Annotated in this window: 17 protein-coding genes; 12 read left to right on the top strand and 5 right to left on the bottom strand. The window is 72.9% G+C overall.

Going from position 1 to position 16341, the window contains the following annotated elements:
- Position 1: 1 nt before the first annotated feature.
- Together FNH09_RS05595 and FNH09_RS05590 are read left to right on the top strand one after the other, a co-directional pair.
- The gene (locus FNH09_RS05595) at positions 2-922 is read left to right on the top strand and encodes a GntR family transcriptional regulator (protein WP_338017480.1); all 921 of its coding nucleotides are present in this window, start codon (positions 2-4) and stop codon (positions 920-922) included.
- A complete protein-coding gene (locus tag FNH09_RS05590; protein ID WP_338017479.1) occupies positions 919-1665 on the top strand; it encodes an HAD family hydrolase in 747 nt (248 codons plus the stop codon). Before FNH09_RS05595 ends, FNH09_RS05590 begins: the two co-directional genes overlap by 4 nt.
- Positions 1666-1688: 23 nt before the next feature.
- Here FNH09_RS05590 and FNH09_RS05585 read toward each other — a convergent pair whose 3' ends face one another.
- The gene (locus FNH09_RS05585; RefSeq protein ID WP_152885612.1) at positions 1689-1880 is read right to left on the bottom strand and encodes a hypothetical protein; all 192 of its coding nucleotides are present in this window, start codon (positions 1878-1880) and stop codon (positions 1689-1691) included.
- 175 nt (positions 1881-2055) lie between these two features.
- Between FNH09_RS05585 and FNH09_RS05580 the strand changes: the two genes are divergently transcribed.
- From FNH09_RS05580 to FNH09_RS05550, 7 genes are all read left to right on the top strand, one after another.
- The gene (locus FNH09_RS05580; RefSeq protein WP_162468157.1) at positions 2056-2916 is read left to right on the top strand and encodes a GntR family transcriptional regulator; all 861 of its coding nucleotides are present in this window, start codon (positions 2056-2058) and stop codon (positions 2914-2916) included.
- Positions 2917-2980: 64 nt separating this feature from the next.
- A complete protein-coding gene (locus FNH09_RS05575; RefSeq protein ID WP_238426477.1) occupies positions 2981-4300 on the top strand; it encodes a phosphotransferase family protein in 1320 nt (439 codons plus the stop codon).
- Positions 4290-5015 (top strand): HAD family hydrolase, encoded by a 726-nt coding sequence (locus FNH09_RS05570; RefSeq protein WP_152885610.1) that lies wholly within the window; start codon positions 4290-4292, stop codon positions 5013-5015. Before FNH09_RS05575 ends, FNH09_RS05570 begins: the two co-directional genes overlap by 11 nt.
- Positions 5005-6078, top strand: a complete 1074-nt coding sequence (locus tag FNH09_RS05565) for a phosphotransferase (protein WP_152885645.1) — start codon at positions 5005-5007, stop codon at positions 6076-6078. The genes FNH09_RS05570 and FNH09_RS05565 overlap by 11 nt, the downstream gene beginning before the upstream one ends.
- Positions 6079-6188: 110 nt before the next feature.
- Positions 6189-6800 carry a TetR family transcriptional regulator gene (locus FNH09_RS05560; protein WP_152885609.1) on the top strand — a complete coding sequence of 204 codons (612 nt, stop codon included), beginning with the start codon at positions 6189-6191 and terminating at the stop codon, positions 6798-6800.
- A gap of 99 nt (positions 6801-6899) precedes the next feature.
- Positions 6900-8939 carry a HelD family protein gene (locus tag FNH09_RS05555; protein ID WP_152885608.1) on the top strand — a complete coding sequence of 680 codons (2040 nt, stop codon included), beginning with the start codon at positions 6900-6902 and terminating at the stop codon, positions 8937-8939.
- Between the two features lie 157 nt (positions 8940-9096).
- A complete protein-coding gene (locus FNH09_RS05550) occupies positions 9097-9594 on the top strand; it encodes an HAD domain-containing protein (RefSeq protein ID WP_162468156.1) in 498 nt (165 codons plus the stop codon).
- A 23-nt stretch (positions 9595-9617) separates the two neighbouring features.
- Here FNH09_RS05550 and FNH09_RS05545 read toward each other — a convergent pair whose 3' ends face one another.
- Positions 9618-10478 (bottom strand): GNAT family N-acetyltransferase, encoded by an 861-nt coding sequence (locus FNH09_RS05545; protein ID WP_152885606.1) that lies wholly within the window; start codon positions 10476-10478, stop codon positions 9618-9620.
- Positions 10479-10581: 103 nt separating this feature from the next.
- On the opposite strand from FNH09_RS05545, the gene FNH09_RS05540 reads away from it, so the two are divergent.
- The 3 genes from FNH09_RS05540 to FNH09_RS05530 all read left to right on the top strand — a co-directional run bounded on the left by FNH09_RS05540 (position 10582) and on the right by FNH09_RS05530 (position 12338).
- Complete coding sequence (locus FNH09_RS05540) at positions 10582-11118, top strand: helix-turn-helix domain-containing protein (RefSeq protein ID WP_152885605.1); 537 nt, start codon at positions 10582-10584, stop codon at positions 11116-11118.
- 77 nt (positions 11119-11195) lie between these two features.
- Positions 11196-11864 carry a hypothetical protein gene (locus FNH09_RS05535; protein WP_152885604.1) on the top strand — a complete coding sequence of 223 codons (669 nt, stop codon included), beginning with the start codon at positions 11196-11198 and terminating at the stop codon, positions 11862-11864.
- A 114-nt stretch (positions 11865-11978) separates the two neighbouring features.
- On the top strand, positions 11979-12338 hold the full coding sequence (locus tag FNH09_RS05530) for a DUF2516 family protein (protein ID WP_162468155.1): 360 nt from the start codon (positions 11979-11981) through the stop codon (positions 12336-12338).
- A 70-nt stretch (positions 12339-12408) separates the two neighbouring features.
- On the opposite strand, the gene FNH09_RS05525 is transcribed toward FNH09_RS05530, so the two are convergent.
- The 3 genes from FNH09_RS05525 to FNH09_RS05515 form a co-directional block, all read right to left on the bottom strand.
- The gene (locus FNH09_RS05525) at positions 12409-13737 is read right to left on the bottom strand and encodes a PP2C family protein-serine/threonine phosphatase (RefSeq protein ID WP_152885602.1); all 1329 of its coding nucleotides are present in this window, start codon (positions 13735-13737) and stop codon (positions 12409-12411) included.
- Positions 13738-14084: 347 nt separating this feature from the next.
- A complete protein-coding gene (locus FNH09_RS05520) occupies positions 14085-15194 on the bottom strand; it encodes a C40 family peptidase (RefSeq protein ID WP_152885601.1) in 1110 nt (369 codons plus the stop codon).
- 201 nt (positions 15195-15395) lie between these two features.
- Complete coding sequence (locus tag FNH09_RS05515) at positions 15396-16208, bottom strand: class I SAM-dependent methyltransferase (RefSeq protein WP_152885600.1); 813 nt, start codon at positions 16206-16208, stop codon at positions 15396-15398.
- Positions 16209-16341: the final 133 nt, after the last annotated feature.

Here is a 16341-nt window from a genome sequence, read left to right as displayed (position 1 = left end):
GGTGCCGCAGACGCCCCGCGGGGGCACTCGGGGCACGGACGTCGACCAGGAGAACGCGGTGGTGAACGGCAGCGGGAGAACCTCGGCCCAGGAGATCGCCGACGCCCTGCGGGAGCGCATCAGGGCCGGAGACCTGGAGGCCGGGGACCGGCTGCCCACCCAGGCCGTGCTCGCGGAGGAGTTCGGGGTCGAGCGCGGCACGGTGCGCCAGGCGCTGGGCATGCTCCAGCACGACGGACTGCTGACCCATGTGACCAAGGGGAGCCCGCCGAGGGTGGCCGACGTCCCCGTGGGACCCCCGCAGGAGTCCAGGGCGGCCCGGGTGGTCCTGATCAGGTATCTGGAGGAGGCGTTCCGGGCCGAGGACGTGACCATCGACGCCGTCTGCTTCACCGCGGAGACCTTGCTGTGGGCGCTCGCCGAGATGTGCGCGGCGGTCGCCAGGGGCGAGGCCCGCCCCGCGTCGGTCACCGTACGGTGCCTGCTGCCGGGGCCCGGCGCCCCGCTGCCCTATCCCGAACCCGTGGACCGGCCGGACCTCAGGGACGCGGTGCACGAGCAGCTGAAGGCGCAGATCAGGGCCCAGATGAAGACCATGGAGATCCATCTGTCCAACCTCCGCCGCTACCAGGGCGTCGCCACCGGGGTGACCTTCCGCCCACTGCGCTTCGTGCCGTCGGAGAAGAAGTACGTGCTGAACGGCACGCTCGCCCTGCGGGGCGACTACCCGGTGGGACGGCATTCCTACGAGCTGCCCGGGGCCGGCGAGTTCGACGTCCTGGACGTCAGCGGGTTCAGCTCGGACCTGTTCGAGTACCGGCTGAGCAGGGGCGGACAGGAGGCGGCTGTCGTGCAGGCCACCAAGAATTACTTCGATGCCCTCTGGGATTCGGAGGCTCCCGGACAGACACTCGCAGAGTGACTGCTGAGACGGGACGGGCCGAACCGGTGACGAGTGAAGCCGATGAACTGCACGAACTGGTGGCACGCACACGGTATGTCCTCTTCGATTTCGACGGGCCGATCTGCCGGCTGTTCTCCGGTCATCCGGCCGATGTCATAGCCCGGGACCAGGTGAACTGGCTCGACGTCCGCGGACTGGGCGGGATGCTCACCGAGGCGGAACGTTGGAGTTCGGATCCGCACGGAACCCTCAGTTCGCTGCACGGCCGCTATCCGGGAAGCGACGTGATCGCCGGACTGGAGGAGAACCTCACCCGGCACGAGCTGCGGGCGGCCCGGGTGGCGATGCCCACGGCGTACGCGGACCCGCTGATCCGGACCTGGGTGGCGGTCGGCGCGCGCCTCGCCGTCGTGACGAACAACTCGGCCCGCACGGTGGCCTCGTACCTGACCGGGCGCGGTCTGTACCCCTGCTTCGACCCGCACATCTACGGCCGCACCCAGGAACTGCGGCTGCTCAAGCCGCACCCGGAGATGCTGAACCGCGCCCTGCGGGCGATGGGCGCCGCGCCGGACGCCTCGCTGATGATCGGCGACGCCCTCTCCGACCACGCCGCCGCCCGCGCGGCCGGGGTCCGCTTCCTCGGCTACGCGCGCAACCCTGCGGCCCGGTCGCGGATGCTGGGGGACGGTGTGCCGGCCCACGACATCATGGGCTCGCTGGAGCCACTGCTGTCGTCCCTGCGGCGGAACCGCTCCTGAGACTCCGTCCACGGGGGCAGACGCTAGGCCTGGATCGACAGCCACACGAGCACCAGGCAGAGGGTCCAGCCGGGCGGTGCCTTGACCGCTCTCAGTCCAATTGACAGAGAGAGGACGAGGAGCGGTCCGAGCACCCCGTAGTGCTGCCGCAGCAGCCTCTCCAGCAGGATCAGTGCTGTGCCTGCCAGCAACTCCTGCCACTCCTCAGTCTTCACGGTCCCCCCGGAGGTCGTGCAACGCTGTCGACTTTCGTCAACTTGTCGGCCAATTGGACTGGTTGTCCTGAGTGGACTGTTCCCGGACTGCTAGATCGGTTAACCGGCAGGCCAATATGGGGGGTTGTTGACTGGAAGTGGTGTCACACCTGCATGAAAGCGGTAGGTTCTGCCTGTGAGTGTTTCGGATGGCGAGGACAGCAACCCCCGGGCGCTGAGCCGCGTGTACGACGCGCTGGAGTCGCGTATCGCGGACGGGACGTACCCGGTGGGCAGCACGCTGCCGTCCCAGCGTGTGCTCGCGTCGAACCTCAACTGCTCGCGGGACACGGTGCAGAAGGCCGCCCGGCTGCTGGCCGACGCCGGCCTGGTCGGCCTGAAGCAGGGCAGCGGCACGTTCGTACTGCGCAAGCCGTCGTCGGACAGCAGCCCGCAGGACCGGCCCCGGCTGCACTCCTTCATGTCCCGGCTCTTCGCGGCACCGGAGGCGTCGCTCGACGTCTTCGCCCTGACGGGTGAGTCGGTCGTCGGGCTCTTCCGGACCCAGGTGCAGCGCGTGGAGGACGGCGAGTTCAGCGGGCTGCGGAAGGTGACCGTACGGTTCCTGCTGCCCGCCGAGGACACCGCGCTCTACTACCCGCGCGCCTGGGATCCCGCGGACGACCGCCCGCTGCGGCGCTGGCAGGAGATGGCCCGCGGCAACGTGAGCGGCATGGAGCAGTGCCGTTCCCGGCTCGCGCGCTGCGAGGTCGAACTGGACCTGGAGGTCCGCAGGATCCCGCTGACCCCGCAGTTCAAACTGTGCGTCTTCAACGGCACCCACGTACTCAAGGGCTACTACCGCCTGGAGCAAGGCATAGAGCTGGAGGACGGGACGGCCGTCGAGGGCGCGGTGGACGTCATGGGCGTCGGCGCCACCCTGCGCCACTTCACGGCCGATGCCGGACCGGACTCGGAGTTCTTCGACCTGCGAGGAGTCTTCGACGACCTCTGGGCGATGGTCGACAAGGAGCGCGAGGCTCTGCAGAAGAACTGAGGGCGGATGTCCATATGGTGACCAAACGTGAGAAGCATCACGTGGCAGCCGGTACTCTCCGCCCATGCTGCACCACCTGCCCCACCGCGCCCGCACCGCACTGGTCCGGGCCTTCGCGGAGGCGCGCCGTCGCCGGGCATGCGGCCCGATCGTCGTCGGGCACCACAACCGGAACCACGTCCTTCCGCTCGGCCGGCCGCTGGCCTCCCTCCTCGGGATGGGGTCGGGGCAGGTGCGTGCCAAGTTCCGGGTGCCCCTGGAGACCGTCGAGGTGGTGCCGCGCATCTGGCGCGAGTCCGAGGTGCTGGACGTGGTGAGCGAGCGGCTGGCCGACGTGCCGCGCTGCCTCGCGGACTTCGGGGCCTGGTCGCTGCACGCCTACGTGCCCGGTCACGCGCTGTCCGAGGAGCCGCCCGGGACGCCGATCGATGAACCACGGATGGCGGCGCTCGCCGCCTTCTTCGCCCGGCTGGCCGCCATCCCCCCGCAGGCGCTGCCCCGGCCCGCGGACGACTGGCCGCGCGGCGACGACAGCCGGGCCTTCCTGCACCGGCTGGCCCGCTTCACGGAACAGCGGGTCCACCAGGCCAACCGGCCCCGGTTCGGCAGCCTCTTCGACTCCGTGGGCATCCCGGCCGACCTCGTGAGCCGCTTCCTGCGGACCGTGCCCGACCCGGTCCGGCGCCCGTTCGGCCTGCTGCACACGGACGTCCACCGCGCCAACATCGTGGTGACATCGGAGCCCGGCGGCGGCGAGCGGCTCACCGTCCTCGACTGGGAACTCAGCCTGTACGGGGACGTGCTGCACGACCTGGCGACCCATCTGGCGCGCATGGAGTACGACCCCGAGGAACGCAAGCTCATGACGGAGCTGTGGGCCGCGGCGATGCGGGACTCGGGCCGCGCCGACCTGACCGAGGGCCTGGACCCCGACCTCGACACCTATCTCGGCTTCGAGTACGTCCAGTCGGTGTTCCCGGACGTGATGCGCGCCGCCCTCGCCCTGCCCGCCGAACCGACGCCCGAGGACCTCGGCCGGTCCGCGGACCGGGTGCGCCGGGCACTGGACCGGGCCCGGGAGTCGCTGCCGATGCCGGGCGAGCCGCGGGACCGGCGGACCCTGGTGCGGGCGCTGCGCCGGTGGCACACCGAGGACCGGCTCCGGCAGGCCGCCGCCCGGCGCACCGCCCGGCCCGGGCAGGGCGGCACCGAGGCGTGCCGGGACGCGGACCGGCCCCGCGGCATCGACCGGAGCGACGGCATACGGCACGAGGCGCTGGCCCCGCGGCCGCGGTGGCGGCGGGAGACGCGGCCCGGTCCGGACCGGGAGAGGCGTGCCGAACCGGTGGAGCCGTTGGAGGGCCTGGAACCGCATGGCTGTTGAAGTCGAGGACACGACCGACGTCCGCTCGTTGCTCGCGGGGGCCCGAGGGGTCCTCTTCGACTTCGACGGACCGGTCTGCCGGCTCTTTCCCGGCGGCTCCTCCCGGCCCGTCGCCGACGCGCTGCGCACCCTGGTGGCCGAGGCCGGTGTCGCGCATGTGCTGACCCCCGAGGAGGCGGCCGACAAGGATCCGCACGCCGTACTGCGGGCGGTGTACCGGGCGCAGCGCGACCGTCGCCTGCCGCGGCGCGCCGGGGACCTGGTCCGGGCCCTGGAGGACCGGGTGACGGAGGGGGAGCTGGACGCCGTACGGCGTGGGGCGTGGCCCACCCCGGGCGCCGCCGAGCTCATCCGCCGGCTCTCCGTGCGGGGCGCGCGGCTGGCCGTGGTGACCAACAACGCGGCGCGGGCGGCCGCGTACTACCTGGAGCGGGAGGGACTCAGGGGCTGTTTCGACGCCGTGCACGGACGCACCCGCGAGGTCGAGCGGATGAAGCCGGACCCGTACGTGGTCGAGCGGGCCCTGGCCAGTCTGCGGCTGCGCCGCGAGGAGGCCGTCATGATCGGCGACTCGCCGGCGGACGCGATCGCCGCGCGGGCCGCGGGCGTGCCGTTCATCGGGTTCGGGCGCGACCTGCGCAAGCAGTCGGAATTGCGTGGGGCCGGAGCCGCCCTGGTCGTCGACTCGTATGCTCTCTTCCTTGATGAGGCCTGAGGACAAGGCACCTGACCTGTCGGGCGGCACCCGCCGACGCGCGCGAGAGATCGCCGGGAACCAGCCCCTGCACGGCCCCCTGACGGGCTATTACCACGAGACGTACGCCTTCGTGCCGCGCGACGGAGCGTTCGGCACCGCCCGGATGAAGCTCAGGGAACCGCGCGCGGACGTCATCCGGTTCGAACGCAGGACCTTCCTGCGGGAGGAGGCGCTGCTGACCGCCCTGGCCGGACGGGTCAGGGGCGTGCCGGAGGTGGTCCGCGCCGACGGCGTGACGCTCCAGAGGTACATCGAGGGGCACACGCTCGGCTCCCGGTTCCGGGCCGGGACCGCGATACCCGACACCGTCGTGGACCAACTCCTGGATCTCGTGCGCGACCTGGCCTCGATACCCGTGGGGGCCCTGCCCCGTCTCGCGCGCGTGGCCGCCGGCGAGCGGGAGGCCGAGGGCGACAGCCACGGGTTCGTCGAACGGCTGGCGCTCTTCGCAGAGGAGCACGTCTACACCCGCAACGAGCACACCTTCGGGACCCTCTTCCGGGACCTCGGCGTCGACGCGCACGCGTTCAAGCGGCTGCGCCAGCGGCTGGACGGGATCGCGGAGCGCCCCTTCCACCTCCTCCACGGCGATCTGCACCGCGAGAACCTGATCCTCGACCCGGCCGGCCGCCTCTGGGCCATCGACTGGGAACTCGCCACCTTCGGGGATCCCCTCTACGACCTCGCGACCCATCTGCACCTGATGCGCTACCCCGACCGTCAGGCCCGCCGGGTCGCCGAACGGTGGACGGCAGCGCTGGAGCACATCCGGCCGGGGGCGGCCCGGCACTGGCCGGAGGACCTGCCGCGCATCCTCGGCTTCAAACGCGCGCAGTCCCTGTTCACCGACGTCATCCGGAGCGCGCTCGACCTGCACGGCGGCGCGCCGCTGCGGGCCGTCGTGCCCCGGTTGTGCGCGGTGCTGCACGCGGGCGCGGAGCCGCTGGGGCTGGCCTCGGTGCCGTCGCCCGGGCGGACCGCGACGGCCCTGACGCGCTGGCGCCGGGGCTACACACCGTAGGACCTGCCGCGTCGGCGCCCGGGTTGCGGATCGTGGCTCCTGCCGCGCCCGCTGCGGGGTTGTGCACCGGCGGTCCTGACGCGTCCGCGCCGGGGCTACGCTTCGTAGTCATGAGCAGCGGCACCGGGGGACTGCGCGAGCGCAAGCGGCAACGGATGTACCAGGACGTGTCGGACACCGCCGTCGGACTCTTCCTGGAGAAGGGGTTCGACGCCGTGTCCGTCGCCGAGGTCGCCGCCGCGGCGGGGATCTCGAAGCCGACCCTCTTCCGGTACTTCCCGACCAAGGAGGACCTGGTCCTGCACCGGTTCGCCGACCACGAGGACGAGGCGGCCCGGGTGGTGACCGAGGGGCCGACCCCGCTGGCCGCGCTGCGCCGGCACTTCCTCGACGGTCTGGAGCGGAGCGATCCGATCACCGGGCTCAACGACCATCCCGCGGTCCTCGCCTTCCACCGGCTGCTGTACGGGACTCCCGCGCTGGTCGCCCGGCTGTACCCGTACCTGGAGCGGTCGGAGGCGGCGCTGGCCGGGGCGCTCGGCGGCGGCCTCCAGGCGCGGCTGGCCGCGGGGCAGATCATCGCCGTCCAGCGGATCCTCGCGCAGGACAACTGGCGGCGCGTCGCCGAGGGGGAGCCGCTGGCACGGGTGCGGCCGGACGCCGTGGCCGCGGCCGAGCAGGCCTTCGGCGCACTGGCGGCGGGGCTGCCGCGGCTCGCCTGAGCGGGCGGGGGCGGCGGACGCGGACGGCGCGGCGGGCGGTCGGCGAGGCGGCGCGGCAGAATATTTAACTCGGTTACGTTTTTCACGTACGCTCGGGGCATGACGTCCACCGGACCCGGCCTCGACCAGGATCTCCGCCGCGAACGCGCCCACCACGACATCTGCCGCGGCGCCCTCGCGGCCATGGTCGAGGGCGCCCAGGAGCAGGTCGTCAGGGGCGAGGACGTCTCCGCCTCGGGAGCCGACGCCGAAGTGCTCGGATACCAGCTGCGCAGCAAGGCCAAGGAGATGCGCGAACTCCCCGAGGGGCCGTTGTTCTTCGGGCGGCTGGACTTCGCGCACGGACCCGGCGACCACGCCGGCCAGCGCTACCACCTCGGGCGGCTGCGGATCAGCGCGGCCCCGGCCGCCCCGCCCCTGGTCGTCGACTGGCGGGCCCCCGTCTCCCGCGCCTTCTACCAGGCGAGCGCCCGCGACCCGCAGGGTGTCGCCGTCCGCCGCCGGTTCGGCTGGGCCCCTGGCAGCCGGGGCGACTCCGCCGACCTGACCGCCCTGGAGGACGAACACCTCGGCCGGGGCGAGGACGCCGGGGCCGGGGTGAGCGACCTGGTCGCCCGCGAGATCGAACGGCCCCGCGTCGGCCCGATGCGCGACATCGCCGCGACCATCCAGCCCGAGCAGGACGACCTCGTACGCGGCGACCTGGCGCTCTCGGTGTGCGTGCAGGGCGCGCCGGGGACCGGGAAGACCGCGGTCGGCCTGCACCGCGCCGCGTACCTGCTCTACACCCACCCCCAGCGCATCAGGCGTTCCGGCCTGCTGATCCTCGGCCCCAACCGCACCTTCCTGTCGTACATCGCCGAGGTGCTGCCCGCGCTCGGCGAGACGGGCGTACGGCAGTCGACGCTCGGCGAGGAGATCGCCCGGCACCCCGTGACCGGGACCGACGACGAGCGCACCGCGGCCCTCAAGCACGATCCCCGGATGGCCGAGGTGCTGCGCCGGGCGCTCTACGCGCGCGTGACGGTCGAGGCGCGGGACAGTCTCGACATCCCCGACGGCACCTACCGCTGGCGCGTCACGGCCGCCAGGCTGACGGCGATCGTCTCGGGCGTGCTCGCCGAGCAGCCGCCGTACGCCGTCGGGCGGGAGCGGGTGCGCAGCCGGATCGTGCGCCGGCTCCAGGAACAGGCCGAGCTGCGGTACGGGCCGCCGCCGAGCTCCTGGGTCCGCCGGATCGAGCGGGCCCGGCCGGTGAGCGCGTACCTCGACGCCGCGTGGCCGCGGGTACGGCCCGAGGAGGTCCTCGCCGCGCTCCTCACCGACCCGGACGAGCTGGCGCGGGCCGCCGAGGGGCTGCTCGACGAGGAGGAACGGCGGACCCTGCGGTGGACGCGGCCGCCGCGCTCGTGGAAGTCGGCCCGCTGGTCGGCCGCCGACCTCGTCCTCCTCGACGAGCTGGCCGGGCTCGTCGAACATCCCGGCAGCTACGGCCATGTCGTCGTCGACGAGGCCCAGGACCTCTCCCCGATGGAGTGCCGGGCCATCGCCCGCCGGGCGGCCTTCGGCTCACTGACGGTGCTCGGCGACCTGGCGCAGGGGACCACCCCGTGGGCGGCCAGGACCTGGGCCGCACTGCTGGGCCACCTGGGCAAGCCGGACGCGGCCGTGGTCCCGCTGACCAGCGGATTCCGGGTGCCGGCCGAGGTCGTCGGGCTTGCCAACCGGCTGCTGGGGCGGCTGGACGTCGAGGTCCCGCCCGCCCGCTCCCTGCGCACGGACGGCGAACTGCGGCTGCGCCCGACGGACGACGTCCTCGCCGCGGCGGTGGACTGCGTACGGCACGCGCTCGCCCGCGAGGGCTCCGTCGGCGTCGTCGCCGCGGACGCCGACGTGCCGCGACTGCGGGACGCGCTCGGCGCGGCCGGGATCGAGGCGGCCGCGGCCGACGAGCCGGCCGCCCGGGTGGCGGTGGTCCCGGCGAGCGTCGTCAAGGGCCTGGAGTACGACCATGTCGTCGCCGTCGAACCGGCGGCGATCGCGGAGGCGGAGGAACGCGGCCTGCACCGGCTGTACGTCGTCCTCACCCGCGCGGTGTCACGACTGGACGTGGTGCACGCGCGTCCCCTGCCGTTCTGAGGGCCCGTCCCCCGGTACGGCCGGGCGCTCCGCCCGGCGGCCGGTCGGCCCCGCGTGGGAAGGTGGCGCCGGGGCGAGAAGCAGGGCAACGTGGTCCTCGATGCCTTCCTCGCCTGCCTCAGCCGTTACACCCGCCCCGCCGTCCTGCCCGGCCGCCGTGCTCCTCTTCCTGGACGTCGACGGGACGCTGCTCCCCTTCGGGGCGACCGGCCCGTACCCGGTGTACGAGACGGGTGTCGGCGCCTGTGCCCGGGCCGTCGGCAATCCGCTGATGACCCGGATCGACCCGAGGCTCGGCCCCCGGCTGGCGGCGCTGGGCTGCGAGCTGGTGTGGGCCACGACCTGGATGGACGAGGCCAACGCCTGTGTCGCGCCCTGGCTCGGGCTGCCCCCGCTGCCGGTGGTGGAGTGGCCGGACGAGGAGTGTCCGCCGGGAGCCCTGCACTGGAAGACCCGGCCGCTCGTCGCCCTCGCCGCGGGCCGGCCCTTCGTCTGGGTCGACGACGAGATCACCGCCGCCGACCGCACCTGGGTGACCGCCCACCACCCCGGCCGGGCCCTGCTCCACCGGGTGGACCACCGGTACGGGCTGACCGGCGCGGACTTCTCGGTGCTGGAGCAGTGGATCGGCCGCCCGGGACCGGACCGGTCATAGTCGGGGATGCCGGCGCCCCGGCGTCACGAGAAGTCGTACGCGGTCCAGTCGGTGAGCGGGCGGTAGCCGAGGCGCTGGTAGAGGGCGTTGCTGGTGGGATTGGCCGCGTCCGCGAACAGCACGACGTCCTTCGCCCCCGCGGCCAGCGCCGCCCGGCTCACCTCCGCCGCCACGGCGCCCGCGTAGCCGCGACCGCGCAGGTGGGCCGGGGTGTAGACGACATCCACCTGGATCTGGCCGCCGATCAGCGGATTCATGCCCGCGACGGAGACGGGGATGCCGTCCGGGGTCTCCCAGAGCGTGTAGCGCTTGTCGGCGAAGCGGGTGTCCGCCCAGGTGCGGGCGTCGACGGTCACGTCCTCCCCGACGGCCCTGGCGAACTCGCCGCACCAGAACACGGCCTCTTCGAGGTCCCGCTCACCCAGCAGCCGGCCCCGGCCCGCCGGCATCGGCTCCGGCGGGACCAGCGTGTCGAGGCGGTACAGCCGGACCCTGGTCTCCCGCGCTTTCGGTGTCGCTCCGGTGCGCCGCTGCCAGGCCTCGGCGAAGGCGGTGGCGGTGCGGTGGTCCGCGCTGACGGAGGGAAGGGGGTGGCCGAGGGCGGCCAGCCGGGCGGCGAGGGAGTCGGCCTGCTCGGGCGTGAGCGGGGTGGGGACCAGGGCGCGGGGCGGCAGGCGGTGGAAGGTCGCCCGGACCTCGCCCGCCCGCTCCAGCGTGCCGAAGACGGCGGGCCCGGTGCCGAACGCGTCCGCGCCGCGGGTCCTCACCCGTTCGGCCCAGGTCAGCGCCATGACGTGCGGTCCGGGCCGCGAGCGCAGGAAGTCCCCGGCGCGGGCGAGGAAGTCGTCGACGTCTTCGGTGAGGTGCCAGTCGTCCGGTCGCATGGCCTCATGATTTCCCATGCCGGAGAGGCGCTCCAGGGGCCCGCGACACACTTTTGCAAGCGGCTGCTTGCAAAAGTTAGCGAAGGTGCGGCAAGGTGGGGGCATGGCATCGCTCAACGTCGGCAATCTCGGTGACTATCTGCGCGAGCAGCGGCGCAATGCGCAACTGTCGCTGCGGCAGCTCGCCGATGCCGCCGGGGTGTCCAATCCGTATCTGAGCCAGATCGAGCGCGGGCTGCGCAAGCCGAGCGCGGAGGTGTTGCAGCAGGTCGCGAAGGCGCTGCGAATCTCCGCCGAGACGCTGTACGTCCGTGCCGGGATCCTCGACGCCGAGCGGGACCGGGACGAGGTGGAGACCCGCGCGGTCATCCTCGCCGATCCCACGCTGACCGAGGGGCAGAAGCAGGCACTGCTCCAGGTCTACGAGTCGTTCCGCAAGCAGAACGGATTCGAGTCCGTCCCCGCGGCGGACCCGGCGGATCCCGAGGATCCCGAGGATGCGGCGGATCCCGCGGAGCCCCGGGGCGAGCCCGACGGGGCAAAGGCCGCCGACGCCGACGACAGCGGTAAGGACAGCGCCGTACGCCGTACCCGCCCCGCCGGCGGATCCGGCGTCGACCCGCAGCAGACGGCCAGTTGACCGGACCAGGGGACCGGCCGCCTGACTGCGGACCCACACAACCCTCAGCCGAACGCGAATCCGGGAGGACCCTCACCATGGCCATCACCGACGACCTGCGCAAGACCTTCAGCGACCCGACCCCGCTCTACTTCGCCGCCGGCACCGCCGACCTCGCCCTCCAGCAGGCCAAGAAGGTGCCCGGGCTGGTGGAGCAGCTGCGGGCCGAGGCGCCCGCCCGGTTCGAGGCCGTCCGCGGCACCGACACGAAGGCCGTGCAGGAGAAGGCCGCGGCCCGCGCCAAGGAGGCCGGTGCCCGCGCGAAGGAGGCCGGTGCCCGGGCCAAGGAGGCTCAGGAGTCCCTCCAGGCGAAGGTCGGCGAGTTCCTCACCACCCTCGACGGCGACCTGAAGAAGTTCGGCAGCTCGCTCGACGCCGACCTGAAGAAGCTCGGCGAGAACGCCCAGGACCTCGCGCTGCGCGGGGTCGGCGTCGCCGCCGAGTACGCCGTGAAGGCCCGCGAGACCTACGAGAAGGTCGCCGAGCACGGCGAGCAGGCCGTGCGGACGTGGCGCGGCGAGACCGCCGAGGAGATCGAGGAACTGGCGATCGTCATCGAGCCGAAGGCCCAGCCGGTCGAGGTCAAGGAGGAGCCGCAGCCGGCCGAGACCAAGGCCGAGGCCGCCCCGGAGAAGAAGCCCATGGCGAAGAAGGCCCCGGCCCCGCGCAAGGCCGCCGGCAAGAAGCCGACCCCGCCCGCCAAGTAACGGACGGCAGTCGTACGGGCCGGGCACCTCCGGGGTGTCCGGCCCGTTCTACGGGTACGGTGGCCGGGTAGGGGTCATGGTCGGACAGGTCGGACAGGCAGGCGGGAACAGGCGGTGGGCGACATGCTGGCGTTGGGTTTCGCGGGATTCCTGGGGCTCTTGAAGATCCTTCTGATGGCGCTGGCGGCGTTCGGGCTGGCCGACGCGGCCTTCCGGCGCGAGGACGCCTTCCGTGCGGCCGACAAGCAGAACAAGGTCTTCTGGCTGATCATCCTCGGTATCTCGCTCGTGGTGAGCTACCTGTTCTCGATCCTCGCGATACTGCCGGTCGCGGCCGCGGTCGCCAGCATCGTCTACCTGGTGGACGTACGGCCCGCGCTGAAGCAGGTCTCCGGCGGTGGCCGCGGCTGGGGCCGCCGCGGCGGCGGAAGCAGCAGCGACGGCCCCTACGGCCCGTACAACGGCGGGCGCTGACCGCTGACCGCTGCCGGGTTCCGGACCCGGCAGCCTGCCGGGTTCCACCGCCCGGCCGCCGCCGGGTCCCTCAGGGGACCCGGTCCAGCAGCACCACCGCGACGTCGTCCGTCAGCTCGCCCCCGTTCAGCTCGCGGACTTCGCTGACCGCGGCGCGCAGCAGCTGCTCGCCGTACAGGCCCGAGGCGAGCTGGCGGCGGACCATCTCCACCATGCCGTCCTGTCCGAGCCGTTCCCGGCCCTCGCCGACGCGGCCCTCGATCAGACCGTCGGTGTAGAGCATCAGGCTCCACTCGGCGCCCAGCTCCACCTGCATCCGCGGCCAGCGGGCGCCGGGCAGCAGCCCGAGGGCGGGGCCGTTGTTCTCGTACGGCAGCAGCTCCGCCGGCTCGCCGGGCCGGGCGATCAGCGGGGACGGGTGGCCCGCCAGGCACAGGCCGGCCTGCCGGCCGTCCGGGGCGATGTCCACCGTGCACAGCGTCGCGAAGATCTCGTCGTCGTCGCGCTCGTGCTCCAGCACCTGCTGGAGCGTGCCGAGCAGCTCGTCGCCGGACAGGCCCGCCAGGGTCAGCGCACGCCAGGCGATACGCAGCTCCACACCGAGCGCCGCCGCGTCCGGACCGTGCCCGCAGACGTCACCGATCATGGCGTGCACGGTGCCGTCGGGCATGCGGACGGTGTCGTAGAAGTCGCCGCCGAGCAGGGCGCGGGAGCGGCCCGGGCGGTAGCGCGCGGCGAAGCGGAGCGTCGAACCCTCCAGCAGAGGGGTCGGCAGCAGACCGCGTTCCAGCCGGGCGTTCTCCTGGGCGCGCAGCTTGCCCTCGGCGAGCCGTCGCTCGGCGGTGTCGGAACGCTTGCGTTCCACGGCGTACCGGATCGCGCGGCTGAGCAGCCGTCCGTCCAGCTCGTCCCGGAAGAGATAGTCCTGGGCGCCGACCCGCACCGCCTCCGCGCCGCGCTCGGCGTCGTCGGACGCGGTGAGCGCGAGCACGGCGTGCCGGGGCGCGAGCCGCAGCACGTGCTTGAGCACGGCGAGCTCGTCCTCGCCGGACGAGCGGCCGGGCGCCGGCAGCGCCAGGTCCAGCAGGATGCACTGGACGTCGTCGGTGAGCAGCCGCTCGGCCTCGGTGAGATTGCGGGCGGTGCGCACCCGGATCGGGTTGCCGGTCGAGTCCAGCAGATCGGGCACGATCGGCGACCCTGCCGGATCGTCCTCGATCAGCAGGAGCGTGAGCGGGGCATGAGCGGTGGCGTTCGGGTGCGTGGCGGCGGTGGCGTCGACGACCTGGGCTTCCTTGCGCGGGGTCTCTTCCTTCGAGGGGCCGGCCTGGGGCACGGCCTGCGCCTGACCACACTCCACGGCCGGGATTGCTCTCTGCCGGGGCACGGGTACGGGCATCGTCTTGGGTTCCTTCCCTCCCCCCGAGGGCACGGCGGACAGAGGGACTCCATCCACCGAGCGGGACCATAGCGGGTGTCGGCGCCGCAGCGGAATGGTGTACGACACCCAGGTTGGGATGAGGCCTCTGGCATATGCCTCTTTACCTACCGCAGTTGGGCAGGAGGGGTGTGCAGCGGGGATGACGAACGTCACGTCCACGGGGAGTTCGGCGGCCGCCGCGGGTGCGACGGGTCACGGGACCGCAGTTGGTGGGCCGTGTCACGTGGTTGTGGTCACGTGCGTGCGGTCACGTGCGTGCGGTCACGTGCGTGCGGTCACGTGGCCACGTGGCCCCGTGGTCCCGGTCAGGCGTCCGGGCGGACCACCCCGAGGATCGGCATCGTCCCGGCACCCGCGAGGGTCACCGTCCGGCCGGGCCGCGGGGCGTGGATGATCGCGCCGTCGCCCACGTACATCGCGACATGGCTGGCGTCGCCGAAGTAGATGATCAGGTCGCCGGGGCGCATGTCCTGGATGTCGACGTGCTGGAGCTGCTTCCACTGCTCCTGCGAGGTGCGCGGGATACCGTGGCCGGCGTTCGCCCAGGCCTGCGAGGTCAGCCCCGAGCAGTCGTACGAATCGGGCCCCTCGGCGCCCCACACGTACGGCTTTCCGATCTGGGCCGTGGCGAACTCCACGGCCTTCTTTCCCTGCGCGGAGGCCTTGCCGTCGATCTCGTCGAGGATGCCGGAGTCCAGCCAGGCGGTCTGCGCCCGGTGCGCGGCCTCCTCCTCCAGCTTGGCGAGGCGTTCCTTCTGCCTCTTCTCCAGCCGGGATTCCAGGGTCTTGGCCGCCTTGATCTGCCGTTCGATGTTCTTCTGGGCGGCCGCCTTGGCCCGGCGGTTCGCCTCCAGCTTCTGCCACTGGGCGGAGGCGTCCTCGGAGTACTGCTCCAAGTCCTGCTGGGTGCGGGTCATTTCCGCGAGCAGGCCCTTGGTCGCCCGCTGACCCTGGATCACCCGGCCCGCTCCGTCGAGGAACTGCTGCGGGTTGTCGCTCAGCATCAGGCGGGCCTCGTCCGGCAGGCCGCCGCCGCGGTACTGGGCGCGGGCCGCGGCGCCCGCGCGGTCCTTGAGGTCGGCGAGCCGCTCCTGCCCTTCGACGATCTTCCGGGCCAGCTGGACGATCTCCGCGGACTGCTGCTGCGTCTTTTCTTCGGCGGCGTTGTACGCGTCGGTGGCCACGGAGGCCGCGTGGTAGAGCCGGTCGAGCTGCTCGCGGACGGCCTCCAGGTCCTTGTCGGGCGGAGGCGTCGTGGTGCCGGTCGCGGCGGCGGTCGGTGTGGTGGCCGAGGTGGCGGCCGGAGTCGGTTCGGGGCCGGTGGCCGCGAACGCCGTGCACGGCGTCGCCAGGACGGTGACCGCGCAGACCGCGGTGACGGCCGCCGCGATCAGCGTGCGCTTTCCCGTGCCCATACCTCGTCCCCCAAGTTGATTTACCGTCAGTAACTTACGGCTTCCGGGGGATCGTGCCACGGCGACGCGCAAAACGACAGAGCAACTGCTTCCCCCTCACTCCCCTGCATCCCGGCCCGGTATGACGATCTCCCCGCCTGTGTGACGAAGGACTCACGAGGATCGTTCCGCGCAGGTCGAAGCGGATCGGATGGCCCCGGATCAGCCTCGCGGGGCCAACGCCTCCCACGTCACCGTGACTTCACCCTGCCGCCACCTCACGGGTCCGTCCGTCACCGGCCAGTCCGCCGTCAGGTCCCGGACCGCCCGGATCCAGCGCTGCCGGGCGCCGTAGGAGGCGTAGGGGGCGGCGGCGGCCCAGGCGCGGTCGAAGTCGCGCAGGAAGGCGTGCACGGGCTCGCCCGGGACATTGCGGTGGATGAGCGCCTTGGGCAGCCGCTCGGCCAGGTCCGACGGTCGTTCCAGGGAGCCCAGTCGGGTCGCGAAGGTGACCGTGCGCGGCCCCTCCGGGCCGAGCGCGACCCATACGTGCCGACGCCCGATCTCGTCGCAGGTCCCCTCGACGAGCAGTCCGCCGGGCGAGTCGGCCGTCGCGGGGGCGAGGCGGGAGCACAGCCGCTGCCAGACCGCGGCGACCTCGCTCTCGTCGTACTGGCGCAAGACGTTGGCGGCCCGCACGAGGTGCGGACGCTGGGGGAGGGGGATCTCGAAACCGCCGTGCCGGAAGACCAGTCCCTCGCGCTCGTACGGCCGGGCCGCGGCCACCCGGGCCGGGTCGATCTCGACGCCCACCACGCGTGCGTGGGGCACGGCCGAGCGCAGGCGCCGAAGCAGTTCGACGGCGGTCCAGGGGGCGGCCCCGTACCCGAGGTCGACCGCCACCGGGTCGGCGGCGCGGCGCAGCCGGTCGCCGTACGCGGCCACGATCCAGCGGTCCATGCGGCGCAGCCGGTTGGGGTTGGTGGTCCCGCGGGTGACCGTGCCCACGGGGCGGGCGGAGGCGCGGGATGTCATGCCTATGAGGGTATGCGCCCGCGTCCGCCGCGGATGCACGCGATCTACGCTCGAACGGTTGAGCGACACTCGGTAATGGCTCGGCAAAAACCACCCCGCATGGAATGGGAATGCCTTCCTCCGGTGTTTCACC

The sequence above is a fragment of the Streptomyces adustus genome (genome assembly GCF_009377175.1).
Lineage (GTDB): Bacteria > Actinomycetota > Actinomycetes > Streptomycetales > Streptomycetaceae > Streptomyces > Streptomyces adustus.
This window is presented reverse-complemented; position numbering and strand designations above follow the sequence as displayed.

Excerpts from the sequence above, each read along its gene's own strand:
- FNH09_RS05575 (WP_238426477.1), top strand. The coding sequence starts at position 2,981 with ATGCTGCACCACCTGCCCCACCGCGCCCGCACCGCACTGGTCCGGGCC.
- FNH09_RS05570 (WP_152885610.1), top strand. The coding sequence starts at position 4,290 with ATGGCTGTTGAAGTCGAGGACACGACCGACGTCCGCTCGTTGCTCGCG.
- FNH09_RS05565 (WP_152885645.1), top strand. The coding sequence starts at position 5,005 with ATGAGGCCTGAGGACAAGGCACCTGACCTGTCGGGCGGCACCCGCCGA.
- FNH09_RS05560 (WP_152885609.1), top strand. The coding sequence starts at position 6,189 with ATGAGCAGCGGCACCGGGGGACTGCGCGAGCGCAAGCGGCAACGGATG.
- FNH09_RS05555 (WP_152885608.1), top strand. The coding sequence starts at position 6,900 with ATGACGTCCACCGGACCCGGCCTCGACCAGGATCTCCGCCGCGAACGC.
- FNH09_RS05545 (WP_152885606.1), bottom strand. The coding sequence starts at position 10,478 with ATGCGACCGGACGACTGGCACCTCACCGAAGACGTCGACGACTTCCTC.
- FNH09_RS05540 (WP_152885605.1), top strand. The coding sequence starts at position 10,582 with ATGGCATCGCTCAACGTCGGCAATCTCGGTGACTATCTGCGCGAGCAG.
- FNH09_RS05535 (WP_152885604.1), top strand. The coding sequence starts at position 11,196 with ATGGCCATCACCGACGACCTGCGCAAGACCTTCAGCGACCCGACCCCG.
- FNH09_RS05525 (WP_152885602.1), bottom strand. The coding sequence starts at position 13,737 with ATGCCCGTACCCGTGCCCCGGCAGAGAGCAATCCCGGCCGTGGAGTGT.
- FNH09_RS05520 (WP_152885601.1), bottom strand. The coding sequence starts at position 15,194 with ATGGGCACGGGAAAGCGCACGCTGATCGCGGCGGCCGTCACCGCGGTC.
- FNH09_RS05515 (WP_152885600.1), bottom strand. The coding sequence starts at position 16,208 with ATGACATCCCGCGCCTCCGCCCGCCCCGTGGGCACGGTCACCCGCGGG.